At 40.3% G+C, this 24,189-nt stretch carries 24 protein-coding genes and 1 other annotated feature; of the genes, 22 read left to right on the forward strand and 2 right to left on the reverse strand.

Annotated features, from left to right (window positions below; translation table 11 throughout):
* Positions 1 to 4: 4 nt before the first annotated feature.
* The 3 genes from BQ5364_RS03795 (at position 5) to BQ5364_RS03805 (ending at position 1,565) form a co-directional block, all read left to right on the forward strand.
* On the forward strand, positions 5 to 424 hold the full coding sequence (locus BQ5364_RS03795; protein WP_004614704.1) for a PPC domain-containing DNA-binding protein: 420 nt from the start codon (positions 5 to 7) through the stop codon (positions 422 to 424).
* Between the two features lie 63 nt (positions 425 to 487).
* Positions 488 to 802, forward strand: a complete 315-nt coding sequence (locus tag BQ5364_RS03800; protein WP_004614703.1) for an ArsR/SmtB family transcription factor — start codon at positions 488 to 490, stop codon at positions 800 to 802.
* Between the two features lie 226 nt (positions 803 to 1,028).
* Complete coding sequence (locus BQ5364_RS03805) at positions 1,029 to 1,565, forward strand: HD domain-containing protein (protein WP_022250531.1); 537 nt, start codon at positions 1,029 to 1,031, stop codon at positions 1,563 to 1,565.
* A 167-nt stretch (positions 1,566 to 1,732) separates the two neighbouring features.
* Here BQ5364_RS03805 and BQ5364_RS03810 read toward each other — a convergent pair whose 3' ends face one another.
* Together BQ5364_RS03810 and BQ5364_RS03815 are read right to left on the reverse strand one after the other, a co-directional pair.
* On the reverse strand, positions 1,733 to 3,988 hold the full coding sequence (locus BQ5364_RS03810; RefSeq protein ID WP_071143671.1) for a methyl-accepting chemotaxis protein: 2,256 nt from the start codon (positions 3,986 to 3,988) through the stop codon (positions 1,733 to 1,735).
* A complete protein-coding gene (locus BQ5364_RS03815; protein ID WP_004614700.1) occupies positions 3,969 to 6,071 on the reverse strand; it encodes an efflux RND transporter permease subunit in 2,103 nt (700 codons plus the stop codon). Before BQ5364_RS03815 ends, BQ5364_RS03810 begins: the two co-directional genes overlap by 20 nt.
* A gap of 161 nt (positions 6,072 to 6,232) precedes the next feature.
* On the opposite strand from BQ5364_RS03815, the gene BQ5364_RS03820 reads away from it, so the two are divergent.
* From BQ5364_RS03820 to BQ5364_RS03900, 19 genes are all read left to right on the forward strand, one after another.
* Positions 6,233 to 6,844, forward strand: a complete 612-nt coding sequence (locus BQ5364_RS03820; protein ID WP_022250534.1) for a TetR/AcrR family transcriptional regulator — start codon at positions 6,233 to 6,235, stop codon at positions 6,842 to 6,844.
* A gap of 91 nt (positions 6,845 to 6,935) precedes the next feature.
* A complete protein-coding gene (locus BQ5364_RS03825) occupies positions 6,936 to 7,946 on the forward strand; it encodes an asparaginase (RefSeq protein ID WP_004614698.1) in 1,011 nt (336 codons plus the stop codon).
* 18 nt (positions 7,947 to 7,964) lie between these two features.
* Positions 7,965 to 8,828: a YitT family protein gene (locus BQ5364_RS03830; RefSeq protein WP_004614697.1), complete on the forward strand. Its 864-nt coding sequence runs from the start codon at positions 7,965 to 7,967 to the stop codon at positions 8,826 to 8,828.
* Between the two features lie 17 nt (positions 8,829 to 8,845).
* Entirely contained in the window at positions 8,846 to 9,493 is a 648-nt protein-coding gene (locus BQ5364_RS03835; protein WP_004614696.1) for an HAD family hydrolase, read from the forward strand.
* Between the two features lie 79 nt (positions 9,494 to 9,572).
* Positions 9,573 to 9,818: a binding site (T-box leader), on the forward strand.
* A 71-nt stretch (positions 9,819 to 9,889) separates the two neighbouring features.
* Positions 9,890 to 12,538, forward strand: coding sequence for a valine--tRNA ligase (locus BQ5364_RS03840; protein WP_071143672.1), 2,649 nt, complete (start codon positions 9,890 to 9,892; stop codon positions 12,536 to 12,538).
* 38 nt (positions 12,539 to 12,576) lie between these two features.
* Entirely contained in the window at positions 12,577 to 14,778 is a 2,202-nt protein-coding gene (locus tag BQ5364_RS03845) for an LTA synthase family protein (RefSeq protein ID WP_004614694.1), read from the forward strand.
* 34 nt (positions 14,779 to 14,812) lie between these two features.
* A complete protein-coding gene (locus BQ5364_RS03850) occupies positions 14,813 to 16,117 on the forward strand; it encodes a bifunctional folylpolyglutamate synthase/dihydrofolate synthase (RefSeq protein ID WP_071143673.1) in 1,305 nt (434 codons plus the stop codon).
* The gene (locus tag BQ5364_RS18430; RefSeq protein ID WP_022250536.1) at positions 16,110 to 16,244 is read left to right on the forward strand and encodes a hypothetical protein; all 135 of its coding nucleotides are present in this window, start codon (positions 16,110 to 16,112) and stop codon (positions 16,242 to 16,244) included. The genes BQ5364_RS03850 and BQ5364_RS18430 overlap by 8 nt, the downstream gene beginning before the upstream one ends.
* A 19-nt stretch (positions 16,245 to 16,263) precedes the next feature.
* Entirely contained in the window at positions 16,264 to 17,604 is a 1,341-nt protein-coding gene (locus BQ5364_RS03855; RefSeq protein ID WP_022250537.1) for a tetratricopeptide repeat protein, read from the forward strand.
* Between the two features lie 98 nt (positions 17,605 to 17,702).
* Positions 17,703 to 18,017 (forward strand): STAS domain-containing protein, encoded by a 315-nt coding sequence (locus tag BQ5364_RS03860; protein ID WP_004614690.1) that lies wholly within the window; start codon positions 17,703 to 17,705, stop codon positions 18,015 to 18,017.
* Positions 18,014 to 18,469, forward strand: a complete 456-nt coding sequence (gene spoIIAB, locus BQ5364_RS03865; protein ID WP_004614689.1) for an anti-sigma F factor — start codon at positions 18,014 to 18,016, stop codon at positions 18,467 to 18,469. The genes BQ5364_RS03860 and spoIIAB overlap by 4 nt, the downstream gene beginning before the upstream one ends.
* Entirely contained in the window at positions 18,448 to 19,161 is a 714-nt protein-coding gene (gene sigF, locus BQ5364_RS03870; protein WP_004614688.1) for an RNA polymerase sporulation sigma factor SigF, read from the forward strand. Before spoIIAB ends, sigF begins: the two co-directional genes overlap by 22 nt.
* 100 nt (positions 19,162 to 19,261) lie before the next feature.
* Complete coding sequence (locus tag BQ5364_RS18065; RefSeq protein ID WP_022250538.1) at positions 19,262 to 19,429, forward strand: hypothetical protein; 168 nt, start codon at positions 19,262 to 19,264, stop codon at positions 19,427 to 19,429.
* A complete protein-coding gene (locus tag BQ5364_RS03875; protein WP_004614684.1) occupies positions 19,420 to 20,085 on the forward strand; it encodes a stage V sporulation protein AA in 666 nt (221 codons plus the stop codon). Before BQ5364_RS18065 ends, BQ5364_RS03875 begins: the two co-directional genes overlap by 10 nt.
* The gene (locus tag BQ5364_RS03880; RefSeq protein WP_004614683.1) at positions 20,045 to 20,461 is read left to right on the forward strand and encodes a stage V sporulation protein AB; all 417 of its coding nucleotides are present in this window, start codon (positions 20,045 to 20,047) and stop codon (positions 20,459 to 20,461) included. Before BQ5364_RS03875 ends, BQ5364_RS03880 begins: the two co-directional genes overlap by 41 nt.
* A gap of 13 nt (positions 20,462 to 20,474) precedes the next feature.
* The gene (locus BQ5364_RS03885) at positions 20,475 to 20,933 is read left to right on the forward strand and encodes a SpoVA/SpoVAEb family sporulation membrane protein (protein WP_004614682.1); all 459 of its coding nucleotides are present in this window, start codon (positions 20,475 to 20,477) and stop codon (positions 20,931 to 20,933) included.
* The gene (locus BQ5364_RS03890; protein WP_044988214.1) at positions 20,933 to 21,937 is read left to right on the forward strand and encodes a stage V sporulation protein AD; all 1,005 of its coding nucleotides are present in this window, start codon (positions 20,933 to 20,935) and stop codon (positions 21,935 to 21,937) included. Before BQ5364_RS03885 ends, BQ5364_RS03890 begins: the two co-directional genes overlap by 1 nt.
* A 13-nt stretch (positions 21,938 to 21,950) precedes the next feature.
* Positions 21,951 to 22,307 (forward strand): SpoVA/SpoVAEb family sporulation membrane protein, encoded by a 357-nt coding sequence (locus BQ5364_RS03895; protein WP_004614680.1) that lies wholly within the window; start codon positions 21,951 to 21,953, stop codon positions 22,305 to 22,307.
* A 103-nt stretch (positions 22,308 to 22,410) separates the two neighbouring features.
* Positions 22,411 to 24,051: a Na/Pi cotransporter family protein gene (locus BQ5364_RS03900; RefSeq protein WP_004614679.1), complete on the forward strand. Its 1,641-nt coding sequence runs from the start codon at positions 22,411 to 22,413 to the stop codon at positions 24,049 to 24,051.
* Positions 24,052 to 24,189 lie beyond the last annotated feature (138 nt).

Here is a 24,189-nt window from a genome sequence, read left to right on the forward strand (position 1 = left end):
TGTTATGGAGTATAGAAGATTTAAAGATACCATCGTTGCGCGACTGGACAGAGGAGAAGAAATTCTTGCACAGGTAAAAGAAATTGCCCTAAAAGAAGAGATAAAACTGGCAAGCGTACAGGCGTTGGGGGCGATGAATAAGTTTACAGTCGGTGTGTTTAAAACAGATGAAAAAGAATATTTGGCAAATGAATTTTGCGGAAGTTTTGAAATTGTGTCCCTGACAGGAACAGTCAATACAATGAATGATGAGTTTTACTGTCATCTGCATATGAGCGCAGGTAACGACAAGGGCGAAGTCTTTGGCGGGCACTTGAATCAGGCTGTTGTAAGTGCAACTTGTGAGATGGTGATTACAGTCATTGATGGAGCGGTAGACAGATATTATGATGAACAGATCGGCCTTAATCTGTTTCGATTTTAAGTTGTTTTATTTTTACAGAGCTTAATATTGACATATCTGTAAAAATAGATATATAATGCAAACATGAGCAAATTAGATATATTTAAAGCATTAAGCAATGAAACGAGATTAAGCATTTTGAAATGGTTGAAAGAACCTGAAAAATATTTTCCGCCACAAGGACTACATATTCCGGATGGAGATGATTTTTCAAACAGTGTATGTGTTGGTTCTATTTGTGAGAAGACAAATATCTCACAATCAACTATATCGCACTATTTAGATATGTTACAACGTGCAGGGCTTTTGGAATCTAGAAGGTTCGGTAAATGGACGTATTACAGGAGGAACGAAAAAAACATTCAAGAACTTGCAGAATTTATCCGTAGTGAACTTTAAATCTCTTAGGCAGGAATATTCCTGCCTATTGCTAATGATAAAATATCTATATTTAGCGATATATAAATTTAATAAAATCACAAATTACTGAGAAGAGGTTGTGGCTTTAGAAGATGAGTGTTAAAATTTGTATTATATATAGCTTGCGACACAGGCATTCTTGAAGTAAAGACAAGAAAGTATTTAATTTCCAATGGCAGAAAAAGATAGAAAGGACGGTATCGAAGTGATAGAAAAAGCGATTATGTTTGCGACACAGGCACATGAGGGACAGGTTCGAAAAGGTACGGACAGACCGTATATTGTACATCCATTAGAGGTGGGCAGAATTGTAGCGTCTATGACAGAGGACGAGGAGATCATCAGTGCGGCAATTTTGCATGATACAATTGAAGACTGCGAAGAAATTACGGAAGAAGTGATCTGTCGGGAGTTTACAAAAAGAGTAGCAGAGTTTGTGGCGAAGGAAAGTGAAGATAAGTCTAAGACATGGATGGAGCGCAAAGGGGCGACGATTGAACATTTGAAGACAGCGTGCAGGGAAGTGCAGATGATCAGTCTTGCAGATAAGCTGTCGAATATGCGCGACATTGACCGTGATTATCCGGAATGTGGAGAAGAATTGTGGCAGAGATTTCGCATGAAAGATAAGGAAATCATCGGCTGGTATTACAAAGGTGTCAGAGATTCACTGAGGGAAGCGATGAAAGAAAATCCAGTGTACTTGGAATATTGCGAGTTGGTGGAAAAGAATTTTGGGTAACACATGTAATGAAATGATATCATTTACCTGATTTGTCACTGGTGATTTAAAACATAGAAAACCACCACTTGGAGTTGAGCGGTGGTATTTCTATGTTCATTCTTTATAGGTTAATCCCTTGTGGGTGGTTGAGTATAACACGATTGTTTAGTGTATTCAACAGAGAGTTATTCTGTCACAAAGATGAATTTTACATCTCCGTCCATACCGTCAGAGATACCGGAGAAGTTCTTATAAGATTTGGAGCTGTCTAATATTGTATTGACTTTATTGAGCAGTCCATCAATGTCACCGTCAAATACTTCGACCAATTTTTGGATTCCCTCTTCATTGAATTGAATCATACCATCATTCAGTGCGATGGCGCCGTCATCTAGTTTTTTCACGCCTTCGATCAGTGCGGCGGAACCGCTGTTTAACGTCTGGAGACCATTTACAAGTGTTCCAGCACCGGAATCCAATTGTGCGGCACCGGAGTTTAATTGTGCTGCACCATCTGAAACGCTTTTGGCACCGTTATATGCCTCAGTCATTTTTTTGTTCAAAGTGGCAGCCCCACTGCTTACTTGAGAGGAGCCACTTGCGAGTTGATTCAAGCCGTTGGCAAGACCGTTCTGTCCGCCGATTCCTTCGCAAAGTTGCGAGGTTCCGTTTTTTAAAGTGGAGACACCAGCATTCACTTGGTCGATGAGACCATTTTGACCGGTTACGGCGTTGTTAAGTTCACTGGCGCCGGAGGAAAGTTTATCGGTTCCAGCGTTGATTGCAATCGTATTCTGCGCAACTTGATCTACAACAGCGCTGGTTGTCTGTGTTCCAATAACTACGTTCTTTAACAATTCCTGAATATCTGATTTTGCACGTTCCTGTGTGCTGGCTTGTTCTTGCAACGTATTGATGCTTTCCTGAATAGATGCTTTTACATCTTCTGGGAGATCGTCACGCTCTAATAATGCAGATAAGGAAGCGATTGCGCTGTTTGCTTCATCATTTGTTGAAGAAGGTGGAAACATCTGGGCAAGTGTCTGTGCAGCAGTAGCAGTATTTTTTGCAATATCTTTCAGGCTTTGGTTACCAGTCTGTGAAGTGCCTGTATTCATCACATCATTTACCGCAGAAATACTGGCTTTTAGTCCAGGCTGTTCTGCGGTAAGCGGATTGTTAAGTCCGGCGTCTAATTGCTGCAGAGCGCCTGCAAGCGAAGAGATTCCAGGAGCTAGCTGCTCCTGCATTTTCGCAACGCCTTCATCTAACTGAACTGCGCCGGGAAGAAGTACGGCAGAAACCTGCTTAGAGGCGGAAGTAAGCCCCAGACTTACCTTGGAAGCACCGGCATTGAGTGTGTTTGTGCCGTCTTTTAATTGTGAGGTTCCATCTGTGAGGGCAGCGCTTCCATCTGCCAGAGATTTACTTCCGGATGCAAGGGAAGAAGTACCGTCTTTTAGCGTATTGCCGCCGGCGATCAATTGATCAATCCCGTCTGTCAATGTACCGGAAGAAGACAGCAGGGTGTCCAGTCCATTTCGTAATTCTCCTGAACCACTTACCAATTTGTTGGAAGAATCCTGAAGTGTCTGCATAGAATCTTCTAGTTCAGACAAACTGTCAAATCCTTCTGTATCCAATTGATTGAAAATATCGTTTGTAGCAATCGTCATTCCTTCAGAGAGTTCATAATCTGTGACATCAGCTTCCAGCTCGAAATAGTCAGGAATGTCCAGATCCAGATTTTTGACGTCCAATTTTTCTTTTAAAGAAGGAAGTCCCATTCCGATTATAATGTCCCTGTCGCCGTCGGAGAAAATTTTACCATTTGTCACCTGCAGGTTTGTCATCTTATCTGTGTCGAAAATCAGTCCAGTCACCATTAAGAACGGAACGTAATCTTCTTTGGAAATCGTTGTATTTTCATATTGGTAGCGCGCAACAAGATGACCGCTTTTCCCCTTTAGATCGTTGGCGCTGATTTTTTTGCCGTCCAAAGTATAAGTTACCTTGACTCCGACAGGAAGTGATTGGGTGGTTGTACCCTGATAGCAGATATCTTTTTTTGCTGTGTTCCAAATTAACTTATTTTTTTGCTTAGAAAATTTTTCGTTGCCCTTTACATTTTCGATATCACTTAAAGTGGAGGTATCACTGAATTTTCCGGTACTGTTAATATTTTTTAGCTGGTCAGACACAATGACAGATGTGACGTTTCCGTCTTCGTCTGTCTTTGCATATACTGTCTCAGATTTATATGGTTTTGAATCAGAAGAGACCTCTTTTTCTTTTGTGGTTTTCTTTTCTGCTGTCGTTGTCTGAGCGGTAGTTTTGGTATCTTTTGCAAGTGTCGGAGACGATACGGCACCCAAAGATCCAACAATTAAAGCGACAGCTGTTGCAATTGTTACAAGTTTTTTATAATCTCTGTTTTTCATAATTAGTTACCTCCTGATTGATTGAACGCATTCCTTTTGTCGTTGCACAGATTGGTTTATCGAAAATCATCAGTGCGGACGGAAGAATAAAGATTACGGTGAACATACTGATAATTGCACCACGTGCCATCAGGCTGCAGAGAGCGGAAATCATATCAATGTCAGAATATAGTCCGACTCCAAATGTCGCGGCAAAAAATCCAAGTGCAGATACGATAACGGAGCTGATGGAAGTTGAAAGCGCGATATAAACAGCCTCTTTTTTTGGTTTTCCTTTGCAGCGCTCTTTTTTATACCGTGTTGTCATCAAGATTGCGTAATCGACAGTTGCACCGAGCTGAATCGTACCGATTACGATAGATGCAATAAACGGCATCTTCACTCCGGTATAGTATGGAATTCCCAAGTTGATAAAGATTGCAAATTCAATGACAGATACAAGAATCAGTGGCAGTGAGCCGGATTTGAATACAAATGCAATGATAATGAAAATTGCAATGATCGAAATGGCACTGACTACTTTAAAGTCTTTGTCGGTGATTGTAATCAGATCTTTTGTACACGGTGCTTCGCCGATTAACATTGCGGATTTGTCATGGCTTTTTATGATTTTATTTAATTCGGTACATTGCTTGTTTACTTCGTCAGTTGCAGCTTTATATTCAGACTGTACTAAAATCAATTGCCAGTCTCCTTGTTTTAATGTCTCTGTCAATTCGCCCGGAATCATATCGCGCGGGATGGAAGAACCGAGAAGACTATCAAGTCCAAGCGCAAATTTGACACCTTTTACATCAGACATCTCCTGAAGCATTTCCTTTGCCTCTTTGGAAGACAGATCAGCGTCTGCCAAAACCATATGTGTCGCATTCATGTCAAAGGTATTGCTCAGCTTTTCGTTTGCCTTTATGCTGTCCAGGTATTTTGGAAGGGTAGCATCTAAGTTATAATACACATCGGCTTTCGTGTATCCCCAGACTGCAGGACCTAATACTAACAGGAAGACAACGGCAAATACTTTGTAATGATCCGTGACAAAGTGTGTCAGTTTTTCCATCTTAGGAATGAGGGAGCGGTGTGAAGTTTTTTCAATCCATTTATCAAAAACCAAAATAAAAGAAGGAAGAATAGTCACACAGCTGAGGACACCGAAGACAACACCTTTTGCCATGACGATGCCAAGATCCATTCCAAGCGTGAAGCTCATGAAGCAAAGTGCGATAAATCCTGCTACAGTAGTGACAGAGCTTCCCAAAACGGAAGAAAAAGTGTTGGAGATGGCATGTGCCATCGCACGGTCTTTGTCGTTTGGAAAACGTTCCTGATTTTCCTGATAACTGTGCCACAGAAAAATCGAGTAGTCCATTGTAACTCCGAGTTGAAGGACAGCACTTAGCGCTTTTGTAATATAGGAAATTTCTCCAAGAAAATAATTGGTTCCCATATTATATACGATCGCCATTCCGATACTGAGCATAAAGAATACCGGAAGAATCCAGCAATTTGTACAGAGGGCAAGAACAATGGATGTAAGTACCACGGCGATCAGCACGTACATAGAAGTCTCTTTTTCGGAGAGTGCCTTGATATCCGTTACGACTGCTGACATACTGCTAAGATAACATTGCTTATTTGTGATGCTTCGAATCTCTGTGATGGCATCCATTGTGTTATCAGCAGAAGTTGTGTCGTCGAAGAAGATAGCCATCAGTGTGGAATAATCTTTTTGAAAAATGTCTTTGATTTTGTCTGGAAGAGAATCAATCGGAACGGACAGGTCAGAGATCGAATCGTACCAGATGACATCGGCAACACCGTCTACAGCTTCAATTTTCTTTTTTACATCGGTCACTTCTTTGGTTGTCATACCTTCGACTACTTCCATTGCGAAGGCGCCTTTCCCAAAATCATCCATCAGAATCTCCTGACCTTTCATGGTATCAATATTATCCGGAAGATAATACAGGATATCGTAGTTGACTCTGGTGTTGAAGTATCCGAAAGCAGAAGGGATTAAAAGCAAAAAACCGATAATTAGAATGGCAATTCGGTGCTTTGCAATCTTTTTTCCTACTTTCACCATAAAAATTCCTCCTTTTCAAATATGACTAACAGTCATTTTTAACTATCTAAGAGTATAACCTAAAAATGACTACAAGTCAATAATTTGGAAGTGAAAAGTTGACTTTTGGTCATTTGGAAATTATAATAGGGAAAGAAAATGGACAAAGCGAGGAAAAATACATGGGAAAAGTAGATGAAAACAAACAGCAGAAAGAAGATGCGCTTTTTAGAAGCGCGTATAATTTGTTTATGTCAAAAGGAATTTCCAAGACGTCGATACATGATATTGTTCAGGATGCAGGAGTTGCCAAAGGTACGTTTTATCTTTATTTTAAGGACAAGTTTGAAATTCGAGACAGACTGATTGCAAGGACTGCAGAGAAACTTTTTAAGGCAGCAAATACAGAACTGAAAAAAGTGAATGTTCCGAAATTTGAAGATAAAATTATTTTTATTGTGGATTATGTATTAGAGCAGATGAAAAAGAATAAGGCAGTTCTACGGTTTGTCTCGAAGAATCTGAGTTGGGGAGTTTTCAGGGCAGCTATTGAACAAAAGGAAGAAGCGACAGGAGTAAAAAACCTGTTGGAGGAGTTGTTGGCGGAATGTCCGGATGTGCATATTGAAGCGCCGGATACGATGTTGTTTCTCATTATTGAATTGGCAAGTTCTGCCTCGTACAGCACGATATTGGACAATGATCCCGTAAGCTATGAGGAATTAAAACCATATTTAAATGCCAGCATCCGGGCAATCATAAAAAGTCATATGTCCACAATACAGAGACAATAGTAGGAAGAAAATTTAATTTAAAGAAAGAATATCCTGTGGTTGTATTCCGTGGAAAGACATGTTAAAATGAGACGGTGAGGTTGATGTGAAAATGAAAAAAAAGATTCTTATGATTGGTACAGGTGGAACAATCGCTTCAAAACAAACGGAACACGGGCTTGCACCGGGACTGTCGTCGGAGGATATTTTATCCTATATTCCGCAGGTTGAAAGTGTCTGTGATGTGGATACATTGCAGGTGTGTAATATTGACAGTACAAATGTTACTCCAATGCATTGGAGACTTCTTGCAGAGACGATCGAAAAGAATTATGCGCAGTATGACGGATTTGTTATTTGCCATGGAACAGACACACTGGCATATACAGCGGCGGCATTATCCTATATGATTCAAAATTCTTCAAAACCGATTGTCATTACCGGGGCGCAAAAGCCGATTAATATGGATGTGACAGATGCAAAGACGAATCTGCTTGACAGTTTTATTTATGCGGCAGATGAAGATTCACAGGATGTGACAATTGTATTTGACGGAAAAGTGATTGTGGGAACAAGAGCAAAAAAGGAGCGGGCGAAAAGTTACAATGCGTTTTCAAGCATTAATTTTCCGTATCCTGCTGTGATTCAGGATCAGCGCGTGATCCGCTATATTCCTTCTATTCCGCATGAGAAAGACGTAATGTTTTATTATGATATGAAGGAAAGCATTTATGTATTGAAATTGATTCCGGGAATGAAAGCAGATATTTTGACGTACATTTTTGAAAATTATGATGCGATTGTAATTGAGAGCTTTGGCGTAGGAGGTCTTCCTGAGACAATTGTGGAGACGTTCTACAAAGAGATGAGCAGTTGGATTGAACGAGGGAAGATCGTGGTTATGACAACACAGGTGGCAAATGAGGGAAGTAATATGACAGTCTACGAAGTTGGGAAAAAAGTAAAACAGGACTTTAATTTGCTTGAAGCATATGATATGACTTTGGAGGCGACGATTACTAAATTGATGTGGCTGATGGGGCTTCCGAAGATGAAGTATAAAGAGTTTAAGAACAGATTTTATACGATGGTGAACCATGACATTCTTTTTACAAAAAAATAGAGGGGATTCGAAAAATTTATGGAACGGACAAAGAAGATAAAGGAATATGTAATTATTACGTTGGGAACATTGATTGTCTCGATGGCAGTTTATTTTTTCCTGCTGCCAAGTAATGTAGTTGTGGGAAGCTTGTCGGGACTTGTGATGGTACTGGCGACGTTTATACCACTTAAAATTTCGGTTATGACATTTATTTTAAATGCGGTTCTTCTTGTAGTAGGCTTTCTGTTTATCGGAAAGGAATTCGGAGCAAAGACCGTATACACATCGCTTTTAATGCCGATATTTTTGTATGTGTTTGAGTTGATTTTTCCGAACAACAAGTCGCTGACAAATGATGTGGTGCTTGACACGATCTGTTATATTCTTGTCGTGAGCGTTGGACTTGCTCTTTTGTTCAATGCGAATGCATCTTCCGGAGGATTGGACATCGTGGCGAAACTTTTGAACAAATATCTGCATATTGAGATTGGAAAAGCGATGACGCTTGCGGGAATGTGTACGGCGATCAGTTCTATTTTCGTGTATGATACGAAGACATTGGTGCTGAGTATTTTGGGAACTTATGCAAATGGAATTGTTCTGGACCATTTTATTGATGGATTTAACAGAAGAAAACGAATCTGTATTCTTACAGAACAGTATAAAGAATTACAAAATTTTATTGTCCACGAATTACACCGTGGTGTGACATTGTATCCGGCAATTGGTGGATATAATAATGAAGAAAAGATAGAATTGGTGACGATTCTTACAAGAAATGAATATGCGGAAGTATTGAATTATCTACATTCGGTTGATGAGAATGCATTTGTCACTGTCTCAACAGTAAATGAAGTGATTGGACAGTGGAATGTGAAACAGAAGATGCGGGGCATTTAGCGTAACAGGAGGACAAGATGAGAGATTACAAATATATTTTGTTTGATTTGGACGGAACATTAACAGACCCGAAAGAAGGAATCACGAAGTCGGTTGCATATGCATTGAAACATTTTGGGATCGATGTGGAAGATTTGGACACATTATGCAAGTTCATTGGACCACCGCTCAAGGATTCTTTTATGCAATATTATGGACTGAGTGAGGATGATGCACACCTTGCGGTGGAAAAATACAGGGAATATTTTGAACCGTGTGGAATGTTTCAAAACAAAGTGTATGACGGGGTGGAAAATCTGTTAAAGGAACTGAAAACAAGTGGAAAAGAGATTGTTCTTGCGACCTCAAAGCCGGGAGTCTATGCACAGAAAATATTGGAGCATTTTCATTTGGATTCTTACTTTTCTTATGTGGCAGGAAGTGAGCTGGATGGACGAAGAGTGAAAAAAGGCGATGTGATCGCATATGCATTAGAGAAGATGAATATAAAAGAATATTCACAGGCTGTCATGATCGGAGATCGGGAGCATGATATTATCGGAGCGAAAGAGCATGGACTTTCCTGCATCGGTGTACTTTACGGATATGGAAGCAGAGAAGAATTTGAACGGTATGGTGCAGATTGCATTGTGGAGACGGTGAGTGAGTTGAGGGAAGAACTGTAATCTTAAAAATGTATGAAGAATTTTGGAACAGCTTGACAAATGGTTGTTTCGAGGATAATATATTCAGTAGTTTCTAAAGCAAAAGGTAATGAGAAAGAGGAGTACACATAAGTCGCTTGAAAGAGAGAACCGCTCTTAGGCTGAAAGGTGGTTTCAAGATAGAAATGTAGAAGGTAGCTTTCGAACCGGATTTCTGAACTGTGTATAATTATATAATAAGGTCAAAGTAGGAAGTCACGGGGTGGTTCACGTTAAAGAACCGACGAGATATATATGAAAGATTTCGTATATAACAAAGGTGGTACCGCGATTATTCGCCCTTTACATTTTCATGATGTAAAGGGCTTTTTATTACGAATAATACGAATCATGAGAGGGATTTACAAGGAGGAAGTAATGAGTAAAAATTTAGAGAAAACATATAATCCAAAGGAGATTGAGACGAAACTTTATGAAAGATGGTGTGAGAATAAATATTTTCACGCAGAAGTAGATAGAAGCAAGAAACCATTTACAATTGTTATGCCGCCACCGAATATTACGGGTAAGCTGCATATGGGACACGCACTTGACAATACATTACAGGATATTTTAATTCGTTATAAGAGAATGCAGGGGTACAATGCACTTTGGATTCCGGGAACAGACCATGCGGCAATCTCAACAGAAGTAAAGGTTACAAACCAGTTAAAAGAAGAAGGAATTGACAAAAAAGAGCTGGGACGTGAAGGATTTTTAAAGAGAACCTGGGAATGGAAAGAAGAGTACGGCGGAACAATCACACAGCAGCTTAAGAAACTGGGAACATCTTGTGATTGGGACAGAGAGCGTTTCACAATGGATGAGGGATGCTCCAAAGCAGTAGAAGAAGTGTTCATCAAGTTGTATGAAGAAGGATATATTTACAAAGGTTCCAGAATTATCAACTGGTGTCCGGTATGTAAAACTTCCCTTTCTGATGCGGAAGTAGAGCATGAGGAACAGGCAGGACATTTCTGGCATATCAAATACCCAATCGTAGGAACAGACCGTTTCCTTGAGATTGCGACAACACGTCCGGAGACAATGCTTGGAGATACTGCAATCGCAGTTCACCCGGATGATGACAGATATAAAGATATTGTTGGAAAGAACGTATTACTTCCATTGGTAAATAAAGAGATTCCGATTGTGGCAGACTACTATGTAGACAAAGAATTTGGAACAGGTGCGGTGAAGATTACACCAGCGCATGACCCGAATGACTTTGAAGTTGGAAAACGTCACAACTTGCCGGAGATCAATATCATGAACGATGATGCGACAATCAATGAACATGGTGGAAAATATGCAGGCATGGATCGCTATGAGGCAAGAAAAGCAATCGTGGCAGATTTGGAAGAGCAGGGATACCTTGTGAAAATCGAAGACCACACACACAATGTAGGAACACATGACAGATGTCACACAACAGTGGAACCGTTGATTAAACAACAATGGTTTGTGAAGATGGAAGAACTTGCAAAACCGGCGATCAATGCGTTAAAGGCTGGAGAATTAAAATTTGTTCCTGAACGTTTTGACAAGATTTATCTGCACTGGCTGGAAAATATCCGTGACTGGTGTATTTCAAGACAGATTTGGTGGGGACACAGAATTCCTGCTTACTATTGTGACGAGTGCGGGGAATTTGTAGTGGCAAGAGAGATGCCGGAAGTATGTCCGCACTGTGGATGTACACATTTTACACAGGATGAAGATACACTTGATACATGGTTCAGTTCAGCGCTCTGGCCGTTCTCAACACTTGGCTGGCCGGACAGCACAGAGGAATTGGATTACTTCTATCCGACAGATGTGCTTGTGACAGGATATGATATCATTTTCTTCTGGGTAATCCGTATGGTATTCTCAGCGTTTGCACACACAGGAAAATCACCGTTCCACACAGTATTCATTCACGGACTTGTGCGTGATTCACAGGGACGTAAGATGAGTAAATCACTTGGAAACGGAATTGATCCGTTGGAAGTGATCGAACAATACGGTGCAGATGCGCTTCGTATGACGCTTGTGACAGGAAATGCGCCGGGAAATGATATGCGTTTCTATGATGAGCGAGTTGAGGCAAACAGAAACTTTGCGAACAAAGTATGGAATGCATCTCGTTTTATCTTGATGAACATGGAAGATAAGACAATTACAACACCGGATCTGGGTGAGTTGACACCGACAGATAAGTGGATTCTTTCAAAAGTGAATACACTTGCAAAAGACGTGACAGAGAATATGGATAAGTTTGAGCTTGGAATCGCACTTCAGAAAGTATATGACTTTATCTGGGATGAGTTCTGTGACTGGTATATTGAGCTTGCAAAATATCGTATGTATCATGCAGATGAAGATGCAAAAGCTGCAAATGCGACATTATGGACCTTGAAAACAGTATTGGCAAACGGCTTGAAATTGTTACATCCGTTTATGCCGTTTGTGTCTGAGGAAATCTACAGTGCATTAGTGCCGGAAGAAGAGTCTTTGATGATGTCAACATGGCCACAATATAAAGAAGAGTGGAATTTTGCGGCAGAAGAGAATGTGGTAGAACACATGAAAGAAGTAATTCGTGGTGTGCGTAACGTGCGCGCAGAGATGAATGTTGCACCTAGCCGTAAAGCAAAAGCATTTATTGTATGCGAGAATGAGACATTGAGAAATGGTTTGGAAGAAATCAAAATCTCTTCTGCTCCTTTAATGAATGCAAGTGAGATTGTGATTCAGTCAGACAAGGAAGGCGTTGCTGAAGATGCAGTTTCCGTTGTTGTGACAGATGCAGTTGTATATCTTCCGTTGGCAGAACTGGTAGATTTTGAACAGGAAATTGAACGTCTGAAAAAGGAAGAAGCAAAATTAGAGAAAGAACTTGCTCGTGTAAACGGAATGCTTGGCAATGAAAAATTCATCAGCAAAGCGCCGGAAGCTAAGATTAATGAAGAAAAGGCAAAATTAGAAAAATATACACAAATGATGGAACAGGTAAAAGAAAGACTTGCAGGACTTCAAAAATAAGTCCTGCGAAAGTCAGGAAATATAGGTGAGGTTAGAGTATGAAACGAATCCACATCAGGAAACCAGATATAAAGGGGAAATTTCAAAAACTAAGACATTTAAAAAAGGAAGATATCAAAGAATATTGGCATAAAAAGAAACTTCGAAGAGAAGCAATTTTGGAAAAGAGAAGAAACAGTGCTTTTGCAAAAAAAATGCAGCCTGTCTACAAAATCATGAACCGATTTTCACTTTTGCTGCATGTGTTGTACGCGTGTCTGATCAACCTTGTGATTGAATCAATTTCAAGACACTCATTTTTTGCCGCATGGGATTATATGGTCGGTTCGCCTTGGACATTTTTGTTTAATACGTACTTGATATTTATTACATTTTTACTCGTATATTTGGTGAGAAGACGTGTTTTTGTGCGTATATTGATTACCGCTTTCTGGATGATACTTGGTATTACAAATGGCTATATGCTGATGGTGAGGGTAACACCATTCAATGCACAGGATTTAAAGGTTGCAGGCGATGCGGTGACATTGTTTGATAAATATTTTTCCGGATTTGAGGGCATGATGCTGGCTGTAGGAATCATTGCAGTTGTTGTGTGGCTCATATCCATGTGGAGAAGAGGCGGACAATACCAGGGAAAGATGCATCGTATTATTGCGCTGATCGGAATTGTGTTCTGCTTTGGAATTACCGGATTGATCACAAATCTGGCAATCAATAAGCGTGTAGTCTCAAATTATTTTGGGAATATCGCATTTGCGTATGAGGATTATGGATTTCCGTATTGCTTTAGTGCAAGTGTGTTTAATACAGGAATTTCTCAGCCGAATAATTACAGTAAAGAGACAATTGAACAGATCAGTAATGACGGGAAGATTACAGAGGCAACAACAGGCAGAAAAGAGATGCCGAATATTATTTTTATTCAGCTGGAATCTTTCTTTGACCCAAGTGAAGTGGAGTTTTTCACAACATCAGAAGACCCAATTCCGAATTTCAGAAAGTTGATGCAAAATTATTCCACAGGGTATTTCAAAGTGCCTTCTGTCGGTGCGGGAACCGCCAATACAGAGTTTGAAGTGCTGACCGGAATGAACCTTCGTTATTTCGGACCTGGAGAATATCCATATAAAACGGTCTTGAAATATCAGACGGCAGAGAGTGCGGCAACCGCGCTTGAAAATTTTGGATACGGCACACACGCATTACACAACAATGGTGGAAATTTTTATAGCCGTGCAGATGTGTTTAACAATATTGGATTTGACACGTACACAAGTAAAGAGTTCATGAATATTTTACAGGTGACAGAAAATGGATGGGCAAAAGATGATATTTTGACACAGCATATTTTAAATGCGATGGATTCCACAGAGCAGCAGGATTTTGTGTTTGGCATCACAGTGCAGGGACACGGTGATTATCCGGAAGAAAAAGTGCTGGAGAACCCGAGAATCACAGTCAGTGGAATTGAGGATGAAGGTCGTACAAATGCGTGGGAATACTATGTGAATCAGCTGTATGAGACTGACCAGTTTATTGGGGAACTTTTACAGAAATTAAAAGAAAGAGGAGAGCCGACAGTGCTTGTACTGTACGGGGATCACCTTCCTACAATGGGATTGGAAGCAAAAGATCTGAAGAGCCGTTATCTGTACAATACCAACTATGTAATCTGGGACAATACCGGACTGCAAAAAGAAGACCGCAATATTCCGTCTTATCAGATTATGGCAGATGTATTTGACAGATTGGATATTCATGCGGGAACGATTTTTAACTATCATCAGACAAGACGTCAGACAAAACACTATTTGTCAGACCTGGAATTGCTGCAGTATGATATTTTATATGGAGAGCAGTACGTATATGGCGGAAAAGAAAACAATCCGATAAAAGAAGGACATATGCAGATGGGTGTGCTTGATGTGACGTTGAGCGAACTGATTGCACAGATGGATGGAAGTTACAGCCTGTACGGAGAGAACTTTACGAAGTCAAGTAAAGTTTATGTCAATGGTGAAAAACAAAAGACGACATTTTTAAATAATACGAGAATCGATATTTTGGATACTGAGATAAAAGAGGGCGATACGATTGAAGTCAGTCAGGTCGGCTCGAGCAATCGAATTTTCAGGACATCGAAACAGTATATTTATCAAGGTGGAAAACTGGTGGAGGCACCGGATACGACCGTTGATCAGACGGAGGGTACAACAACAGAGAATACAGAACAATAGATAGAAAATACACAAGAAAATGATGGTGAGATAAGTGGATTATAGAGAAGCGATTACGTATATTTTAGAGATACCGAAATTTACAAAGAAAAACAGTTTGGAACACACAAAAGATTTTTTGAGGATTCTTGGTAACCCGGAGAAAGGGAAAAAGATCATTCATGTTGCTGGGACAAATGGAAAAGGATCGGTATGTGCATATATGCAGTCGCTTCTTTTGACTGAAAAAAAGACTGTCGGATTTTTTACATCTCCGCATCTTGTGAAGATGAATGAGCGGATTCGTATCGATGGAGAAGAAATCAGCGATGAGATGTTTTTAAGTACATTTGATATTGTGTTTGCAGCTGTGCAGAAAATGAAAGCCGATGGAAAACCACATCCGACTTTTTTCGAGTTTTTATTCGCGATGGCGATGACTGCATTTGCAGACAGTGGGGTGGAGTACATTATACTGGAAACAGGACTCGGCGGAAGGCTGGATGCGACAAATGCAATTGATGTTCCGTTTTTGACGATCATCACATCGATCAGTTTGGACCATACAGAAATATTGGGAGAGACGATCGAGGAGATCGCGGCAGAGAAGGCCGGGATTTTAAAGCGCGATGTTCCGATAATTTATATAGGAAAAGAAGAAAAGAGTGCAAAAGTGATTCGAGAGTTTGCAGAAAAGGTCGGAGCGCCTTGTAGAGAAATCTCGAAAAATGCGTACGAAATTCAGGAAATCACGAGTAAAGATATTGCATTTTCAATTACAAATGCGTATTATGAGAATAGTATTTGGAAACTTGGTACAAAAGCACTTTATCAGGTGGAAAATGCAATGCTCGCATTGGAAGCAATGCGGTATCTTGTAAAAGAAGAAAAGCATTTGAACCGGTGGAAAGAGGCTCTTTACAAGACTCACTGGGAGGGGAGGATGGAGGAGATCCTGCCTGGGGTCATCTTAGATGGAGCGCATAACCCTGGTGCAGTCGAAGTATTTGTGGAGAGTGTGAACGCACAACAGGAAAATAATTTTGAAAAAATTATTTTGTTCTCAGCGGTAAAAGAAAAAGAATATGAAACGATGATACGAATGCTTTGTGAAACAATAGATGCCAAAGAGTATATTTTGACTCAGATTGAGAATGAACGCGGGGTGAGCACAGAGGAGCTTGCCGGTGTTTTTCGGAAATATACAGATAAAAAGATTATAGAAGAGGAGAATCTCGAAAAGGCGTTTTGCATGGCGCTGAAAGAAAAAGGGGAGAATGACAGGGTGTATTGCCTTGGGTCATTGTATCTGGTCGGGATGCTCAAAGAATTAATAGTGGGAGGAAAAAAGCATGCTTAATTTTGAAGAAGAACTAAAAAAATTCAAACCAAGTCTGGAAGTGGAAGATATCGAGGAGGCAGTCTATCAGGAAGATATGACAGATATGACAGATATTTTACGTGAAATGATGAAACAGAATAAGTAGAGGATAAGGGTGAAATTCAGTGGAGTATACAAAAAAGTTTCTATATCAATCAAATCAGTGGTATAATGATGGACTTCGCAGGGCAAATATAAGAGATTTATCCGGAGCGGTTACATCTTTGAAGAAAAGTTTGCAATTTAACAGAGATAATATTGCAGCACGAAATCTTTTGGGACTTGTGTATTTTGGGCAGGGAGAAGTTGCCGAAGCACTTGTAGAATGGATTATCAGCAAGAATATTAAATCTCATGAGAATATCGCGGACTATTATATCAAAAAGGTTCAGGAGACACCGAGTGAGTTAGAAGTAATGAACCAGGCGATCAAGAAGTATAACCAGTGTCTTACATATTGTCAGCAGGATGGAGAGGATCTTGCGGTGATTCAACTGAAAAAGGTAGTTGCATCGCATCCGACATTTTTAAAAGCGTACCAGCTTCTTGCGCTTTTGTATCTGAAGACAGAACAGTACGCAAAAGCAAGACAAGTTCTGAGAAGAGCACATAAATTAGATGCTACAAACGAGATTACAATCCGGTATATGCATGAGCTTACAAAGCTGCACAATAAGAAAACGGCGAAGGCGAAAGAGGAAAAAGATCAGACAGTCACATACAATCTAGGAAATGAAACGATTATACAGCCGGTGTCGGCATCTTTAAAAGATAATGCAGCTACAATTACGATTATGAATATTGTGATTGGAATTTTGATGGGAGCGGCGATTGTATGGTTTCTGATTGTTCCCGCAATCAATCACAGCAAATCGACGAAGACGAATAAAGATGTGGTTGCATACAGTGATCAGATTGCAGCTAAAGAAAGTGAGATCAGTGCACTACAAAAACAGGTGGAAGATTATCAGGCAAAAGAAAAAGAACTGGAAGCCGAAAAACAGAAAGCGGCCAATACACAGAGCAGTTACGAGGCATTAATCGATGTGATCGATCATTATAATCAGAATAATTACAGTACGACAAATTTGATCGATGAGCTGCTTGCACTTTCCACGGATTCGTTAGGAGAAGTCGGAAAAGCACAGTATGATGAGATGACAAGTGAAATATTCCCGAAACAATGTGATAAACTTTACCGTTCCGCAAGACAGAGTTATCGAGTGGAAAATTATGGAACAGCGATTGAATCGCTGGAAAAAGTTATGAAGATGAATGAATCCTATGAAGACGGAAAGGCGCTCTTGCTGCTTGCAGATTCCTATGCGGGAAATGGAGATACGGAAAAAGCGACAGAGAAATATAACCGTGTGATTGAATTATTCCCGGACAGCGACGTTGCACAAAAGGCGACAGAAGCATTGAACGGAACGAATGATGATGGTGATAACAATAGCCAGCAATAGAGATACAAAAGAGAAAGGATATGTAACAAATTTGGTTACATATCCTTTTTGTGTAAAAAAAGGACAGATGTGACTTTTAAAACAGGAGGGAAAGAAATATGAAGTATCAGGTGGAAGAAAATTGTCTTACAATTTTTCTGCCGGGTGAGTTGGATCATCATAATGCAGAAGAGATTCGAAAGGGATCGGATAAACTGATCGAAGAAAATCACATTAAGTGTGTCATTTTTGATTTTCAGGAGACAAATTTCATGGACAGTTCAGGAATAGGAGTGATTATGGGAAGATACAAACTAGTGTATCTGCTGGGGGGAGAAGTATGGGCAGTCCATGCAAATGAAAGAATGAAAAAGATTTTAACGATGTCCGGCGTGACAAAAATAATTCAGATGTATGAGGAGGAGACGATATGAGAAATACAAATGAAATGGAGCTGATTTTTGACAGTCTGTCTGCGAATGAGGGATTTGCAAGAGTTGCAGTTGCAGCATTTATGACTCAGTTAAATCCGACGGTGGAAGAAGTGGCTGATGTGAAGACCGCAATTTCTGAGGCGGTTACAAATGCAGTGATTCACGGATACGAAAATGAGATACATAAGATTTTTATACGATGCAATATCAAAGAGGAGACCATTTATATAGAAGTGGAGGATCACGGAAAAGGAATTGAGGATGTAAAAAAAGCGATGGAGCCGCTATTTACAACAAAGCCTGAAATGGATCGGTCGGGAATGGGATTTTCGTTTATGGAAGCTTTTATGGATCATATTTGTGTGGAATCGGTGCAAGGAGAAGGAACTACGGTAAAAATGCAAAAAACAATCGGAAAAGGAAGGAAATTATGGACCACACAATCGCTTTGATCAGACAATCACACGATGGGGATGAAAAAGCGAGAGAACAATTAGTGGAGGAAAATATCGGTCTGATCTGGTGTATTGTAAAACGATTTTATGGAAGAGGTGCAGAGCCGGAGGACTTGTTCCAAATTGGAAGTATTGGTCTTCTGAAAGCAATTGATAAATTTGATATGACGTATGATGTCAAGTTTTCAACCTATGCGGTGCCGATGATATCCGGAGAGATTAAGCGCTTTTTGCGGGATGACGGAATGATCAAGGTGAGCAGATCTTTGAAAGAACTTTCATACAAAGCATATTTTGCAAAAGAAAAGCTACAGGAAAAGCTTGGAAGAGATCCAACTTTGGAAGAACTGGCAGAAACTATGGAAGTAGAAAAAGAAGAGCTTGTCATGGCGATGGAGTCGAGTGGTGAAGTGGAATCACTCCATAAACCGATTTACCAGAAAGATGGAAATGAAATTCAACTGATGGATAAATTAGAGGAGACAGGGGCACAGGAAGAAAAGGTGCTTAATCAGATGCTGCTTGCGCAGCTTTTGGAGGGGCTTGAAAAAGAAGAGCGCCAGTTGATCTATTTGCGCTATTTTGCAAATCAGACACAGTCGCAGGTGGGAAAGACACTTGGAATTTCTCAGGTTCAGGTGTCGAGACTGGAAAAAAAGATTTTGAAAAATTTGAGGCAGAAGGTTTAAATCGACCGAGTTCGTAATAGAAAAAGTGCGAACTCGGTTTTTTGCATAGTTTTGAGAAAAAATGACATAATAAAGTGCATATGAAGGGAAGGTGAAAATAATGGAAAAGGCAAGAAAGAGAATTCGCATCTGTTTGACATGTATTGTTCTTGCGGCGATTGGAATCGGACTGTTCTATTATTATTATGAAATAAAAGGAAATGGAACGGCAAATACAGGAACTTTGATTTCAAATGTTGAGATGGGGATAAAAAAATTATGGCAGTGACGAAGGATACCGTTTATATCAAGAGTGAACAGAATGTAGAAGTAAAAAAAAGAGAAGTGAGACTCGGGGACATTTTATCCTTGGAATGTACGAATGAAAAGATTGCTGCTAGAATCAAAACGATTCTGCTGTTAAAAATTCCAGATACCGGAAAGCACCGATATGTAGTATCTATCCTGAAGATTATAGAGTGTATTCACAGAGAATATCCAAATCTGGATATTCAAAATTTGGGAGTACCCGATATTATCGTTACGTATGAGGAACAGAAGGTGACAAATCCAATTGGGCATTTCTTAAAGATTGTTGGGGTTGTGGCGGTCACATTTATCGGCGCCGGATTTTCCATTATGGCGTTCAATAACGATGTGGATGTTTCACGACTGTTTGCGCAGATTTATGAGTTTTTTATGGGAAAGCCAAAAGAAGGGTTCAGCGTGTTGGAATTGACGTATTGTGTGGGGCTGATTGTCGGAATTTTAGCATTTTTCAATCATTTCGGAGGGAAGAAATTTACGGTCGATCCGACTCCGATGGAGGTGGAAATGCGATTGTACGAGAATGATATCCAGACAACGTTGATTGAAAATTATTCCAGAAAGGAGCAGGAGATGGATGTGGGCAAGACAAGTCATTCTCGCAGTCATCGGACTTAGCTCTGGAATTGCGGTGGCAGGAGGACTATTTTCGTTTATCATTGGTCTGGGAGTGGTGTCTGATTTTGCAGACAGGACGCACACAGGTGCAAATGTTATTTTATACGAAGAAATGATTGCGCTTGGAGGAATATTAGGAAATATTATGTATGTTTACCAAATTTGTATTCCAGGTGTACAGTTTCTGATTGGTCCGGTTGGATTTTGTGCCGGCATTTTTGTAGGGTGCTGGTCCATGGCACTGGCAGAAATTTTAAATATTTTTCCTATTTTTATCCGGCGCGTTAAATTGTTGAGAGGAGTGCCGTATATCATTTTAAGCATGGCCATCGGGAAGGGAATCGGAGCATTGCTGTTTTTCCTGAAAGGATGGTAGGAAAGGACAAAAAATGAAAAAAATGAGTAAACAGGCGTATGCAGCCTATGTGAAAGAAAAAACACCGGTACACAATGTTTATGTCAATATGGCGAAGGCGTTTGTGACGGGAGGGACTATCTGTCTGCTTGGGCAGGTGATTCTGAATTATTGTAAAAATACAGGAATGAAAGAAGAAATAGCAGGTTCATGGACATCGTTAGTATTGGTGCTCATCAGTGTATTGCTGACCGGCTTTAATATCTATCCAAGTATTGCAAAGTGGGGTGGTGCAGGAGCGCTTGTCCCAATCACGGGATTTGCCAATTCTGTGGCAGCACCGGCGATTGAATATAAGAAAGAAGGACAGGTATTTGGAATCGGATGTAAGATTTTTACGATAGCAGGTCCTGTTATCTTATATGGGATACTGACTTCCTGGGTACTTGGATTGATTTACTATTTCTTAATGAAAGTGGGGATTGTACTATGATGACGAAAGGAAGCCAAAGTATAGCATTTCAGGAAGCACCATATATTATCAGCAGTGGTTCTGTTGTGGGAAAGAAAGAAGGGGAAGGCCCTTTAGGGAAATTGTTTGATATGGTGGAGATGGAAAATCTGTTTGGAGAAGATACCTGGGAGGCAGCAGAGAGTACGATGCAGAAAGAGGCCTGTCTTTTGGCGGTTGGAAAAGCAGATATTGCGTTGGAGAAAGTCAGATATCTCTTTGGAGGAGATTTACTGCGTCAGGGAATTGCTACATCCATGGGAGTGGAGGCGCTTCAGATTCCGATGTTCGGACTTTATGGAGCCTGTTCTACATCAGGAGAGGCAATCGCATTGGGAGCGATGAGCGTGGCAGCGGGATATGGCGAGTATATGCTGGCTGTGACATCAAGTCATTTTGGAAGTGCAGAAAAAGAATTTCGTTTTCCGCTTGGGTATGCAAGTCAAAGACCGTTGTCAGCACACTGGACAGTGACAGGGAGTGGTGCATTTCTAATTGGAAGGCAGAAAAGTCATGTGAGGGTAGCTGGTGTGACAGTTGGTAAGATTGTAGACTTTGGATTGAAGGATTCTCAGAATATGGGTGCATGTATGGCGCCTGCAGCCTGTGATACGATTATACAGAACCTTCAGGATTTTGGAAGACAGGAGAGCGACTATGACCGCATTATTACAGGAGACCTTGGATATGTGGGACAAAGCATTCTTTTTGATCTGATAAGAAAGCAGGGGAAAGATATCAAATACAATCATGCAGACTGTGGGATGATGATTTTTGATCAGAAGACACAGGACACACATGCAGGAGGAAGTGGGTGCGGCTGTGCGGCGGTTACGCTTTCTGCGTATATTCTTCCAAAGCTTGCAAGCGGGGAATGGAAGAGAGTGTTATTTGTACCAACCGGGGCCTTGATGTCTACAGTTAGTTTTAATGAGGGAGAGAGCGTTCCTGGAATCGCGCATGGGATTGTGTTAGAACATTGTTAAAAAGGAGAAGGATATGGAGTATGTAAATGCATTTTGGATAGGAGGGCTTATCTGTGCCTTGATTCAGATTCTCCTGGATCGGACAAAAATGATGCCTGGACGAGTGATGGTGCTGCTTGTGTGCGGCGGTGCTGTATTGGGATTCTTAAATATTTATGAGCCGTTTTTAAAATTTGCAGGGGCAGGTGCGAGTGTTCCGTTGCTTGGATTTGGCAATTTGTTATTTAAGGGTGTGAAAGAGGCAATCGGGAAAGAAGGATTTATCGGTATATTTATGGGAGGATTTACGGCAAGTGCAGTTGGAATTTCTGCGGCACTTATTTTTGGTTACCTCGCTTCGCTCATTTTCGACCCGAAAATGAAGAAATAGTTAAAAGAATGTCAAAAAAATGTAAAATTTTGTTGTTTTCTTCCGTAGATAATGTTATGGTAAAAATAGTGAGTTTATTGAGAGGATTTGAAGGAGGAAACCTATGAATTACACTAGCATTATTATCCCTTTCCTTGGTGGGCTTGGGATGTTTATCTATGGAATGCAGATTATGGCTCAAGGCTTGGAGAATGCGGCTGGGAATAAGATGAAATCGCTTCTTGAAGCATTGACAAAAAATAAGTTATTAGGAGTACTATTGGGAGCATTTATTACTGCTGTGATTCAAAGTTCGTCGGCGACGACTGTCATGGTGGTAGGTTTTGTGAATGCAGGAATTATGAACCTGACACAGGCAATGGGTGTTATCATGGGTGCGAATATCGGGACAACGGTAACAGGATGGCTTGTTTCCAGCGTGGAATGGGCAAAATTTTTGAGCCCGACAACACTGGCGCCGATTGCGATTATGATTGGTGTTGTGATTATGTTGACCGGAAAAAGAAGATCCACAAAGGATATTGCGAGTATTATCGTAGGATTTGGTCTTTTGTTTGTCGGTATTTCTACAATGTCAGGAGCAGTTGATCCGTTAAAAGAGTCAGAAGGATTTGTAAATCTTTTCGTGACATTAGGAAAGAATCCTTTATTGGGAATTATAGCGGGAGCACTTGTTACAGCGATTATCCAGAGTTCATCAGCATCTGTTGGTATTTTGCAGAGTCTTGCAGCAGCGGGCTTAGTTCCGTTTAATGCGGCAATTTATATTATTATGGGACAGAACATTGGTACATGTGTAACTGCAATGCTGTCAAGTATGGGTGCGAAAAAGAATGCTAAGACAGCAGCACTTATGCATTTATTGTTTAATATCATCGGAACGATTATTTTTAGTGTGGTGGCAATTGTGTTTTTCAAAGTGGTCAATCCGGTTTGGGGACACGGTCAGATTACACAGACAGAGATCAGTACAGTACACACGATTTTTAATATTGCAACAACCGTAATGCTGTTCCCGGTATCTAATCTGATTATCAAACTTGCTAAGAAAATCAGTGGTGTGAAAGATGATGAAAGAGATGACAGTGTTGTTTCACTTGATGATAGAATGTTACAGACACCTTCTCTTGCACTTCAAGCTACAGTCGGTGAAGTGGCACGCATGGGAGAAATCGTGAATGATACTTTAGATGCGGCAAAACGTGTTCTTTTTACACTGAGTGAAGAAGATATTCATACATTGAAAGAAGATGAATCCAAAGTGGATAAACTGACTGCGGGAATCACAGATTATGCAATCAAGATTACCGGACTTCAAGTTGGGGAAAAGGAACATCAGCAAGTGGCACACTTACTCCAAATTGTTTCTGATATTGAACGTGTCAGTGATTACTGTGAAAATATCTCAGAATTTGCAGAGACGTTAAAAGAAAAGAAATTGTCGTTCTCTGAGACAGGAAAAGAAGAAATCAAAGAGATGATAGAAGTTTGTGCGGACAGCTACCGCTATGCATTGGAAGCATTTGTGGAAGGAAGTCGAGATAAGGCGTTAAAGGTAATTGAGAAAGAGACGAAGGCAGATGATCTGGAGATTAAGCTTCGCTCAAAACATATCAAACGTTTGACAAACAATCTGTGCAATACAGAGGCGGGAGTTGTATTCTTAGATACGATTATTTGCCTGGAGCGTATTTCAGATCATGCAAGAAATATTGCAGAAGAAGTATTGGAACAGATGGGATAAGAGTAGAAAAGCAGGTAGGGGCTACCTGCTTTTTTACCTTATAGTAAACTTCTCATTTTGTCAGAAATAGTGTATAATGTATAAGAAATAAAAAATAGCATAACAAAAGAGCGAAAGGTTGTATTCGCCACAACGTTG

It is taken from the genome of Coprococcus phoceensis, assembly GCF_900104635.1.
GTDB lineage: Bacteria > Bacillota > Clostridia > Lachnospirales > Lachnospiraceae > Faecalimonas > Faecalimonas phoceensis.

Coding starts and splice junctions, on each gene's coding strand:
- BQ5364_RS03835 (WP_004614696.1), top strand. CDS start 8,846: ATGAGAGATTACAAATATATTTTGTTTGATTTGGACGGAACATTAACA.
- BQ5364_RS03795 (WP_004614704.1), top strand. CDS start 5: ATGGAGTATAGAAGATTTAAAGATACCATCGTTGCGCGACTGGACAGA.
- sigF (WP_004614688.1), top strand. CDS start 18,448: ATGGACCACACAATCGCTTTGATCAGACAATCACACGATGGGGATGAA.
- BQ5364_RS03800 (WP_004614703.1), top strand. CDS start 488: ATGAGCAAATTAGATATATTTAAAGCATTAAGCAATGAAACGAGATTA.
- BQ5364_RS03900 (WP_004614679.1), top strand. CDS start 22,411: ATGAATTACACTAGCATTATTATCCCTTTCCTTGGTGGGCTTGGGATG.
- BQ5364_RS18065 (WP_022250538.1), top strand. CDS start 19,262: ATGGAAAAGGCAAGAAAGAGAATTCGCATCTGTTTGACATGTATTGTT.
- BQ5364_RS03880 (WP_004614683.1), top strand. CDS start 20,045: ATGTGGGCAAGACAAGTCATTCTCGCAGTCATCGGACTTAGCTCTGGA.
- BQ5364_RS03815 (WP_004614700.1), bottom strand. CDS start 6,071: ATGGTGAAAGTAGGAAAAAAGATTGCAAAGCACCGAATTGCCATTCTA.
- BQ5364_RS03890 (WP_044988214.1), top strand. CDS start 20,933: ATGACGAAAGGAAGCCAAAGTATAGCATTTCAGGAAGCACCATATATT.
- BQ5364_RS03885 (WP_004614682.1), top strand. CDS start 20,475: ATGAAAAAAATGAGTAAACAGGCGTATGCAGCCTATGTGAAAGAAAAA.
- spoIIAB (WP_004614689.1), top strand. CDS start 18,014: ATGAGAAATACAAATGAAATGGAGCTGATTTTTGACAGTCTGTCTGCG.
- BQ5364_RS03845 (WP_004614694.1), top strand. CDS start 12,577: ATGAAACGAATCCACATCAGGAAACCAGATATAAAGGGGAAATTTCAA.
- BQ5364_RS03860 (WP_004614690.1), top strand. CDS start 17,703: ATGAAGTATCAGGTGGAAGAAAATTGTCTTACAATTTTTCTGCCGGGT.
- BQ5364_RS03820 (WP_022250534.1), top strand. CDS start 6,233: ATGGGAAAAGTAGATGAAAACAAACAGCAGAAAGAAGATGCGCTTTTT.
- BQ5364_RS18430 (WP_022250536.1), top strand. CDS start 16,110: ATGCTTAATTTTGAAGAAGAACTAAAAAAATTCAAACCAAGTCTGGAA.
- BQ5364_RS03830 (WP_004614697.1), top strand. CDS start 7,965: ATGGAACGGACAAAGAAGATAAAGGAATATGTAATTATTACGTTGGGA.
- BQ5364_RS03825 (WP_004614698.1), top strand. CDS start 6,936: ATGAAAAAAAAGATTCTTATGATTGGTACAGGTGGAACAATCGCTTCA.
- BQ5364_RS03875 (WP_004614684.1), top strand. CDS start 19,420: ATGGCAGTGACGAAGGATACCGTTTATATCAAGAGTGAACAGAATGTA.
- BQ5364_RS03895 (WP_004614680.1), top strand. CDS start 21,951: ATGGAGTATGTAAATGCATTTTGGATAGGAGGGCTTATCTGTGCCTTG.
- BQ5364_RS03810 (WP_071143671.1), bottom strand. CDS start 3,988: ATGAAAAACAGAGATTATAAAAAACTTGTAACAATTGCAACAGCTGTC.
- BQ5364_RS03840 (WP_071143672.1), top strand. CDS start 9,890: ATGAGTAAAAATTTAGAGAAAACATATAATCCAAAGGAGATTGAGACG.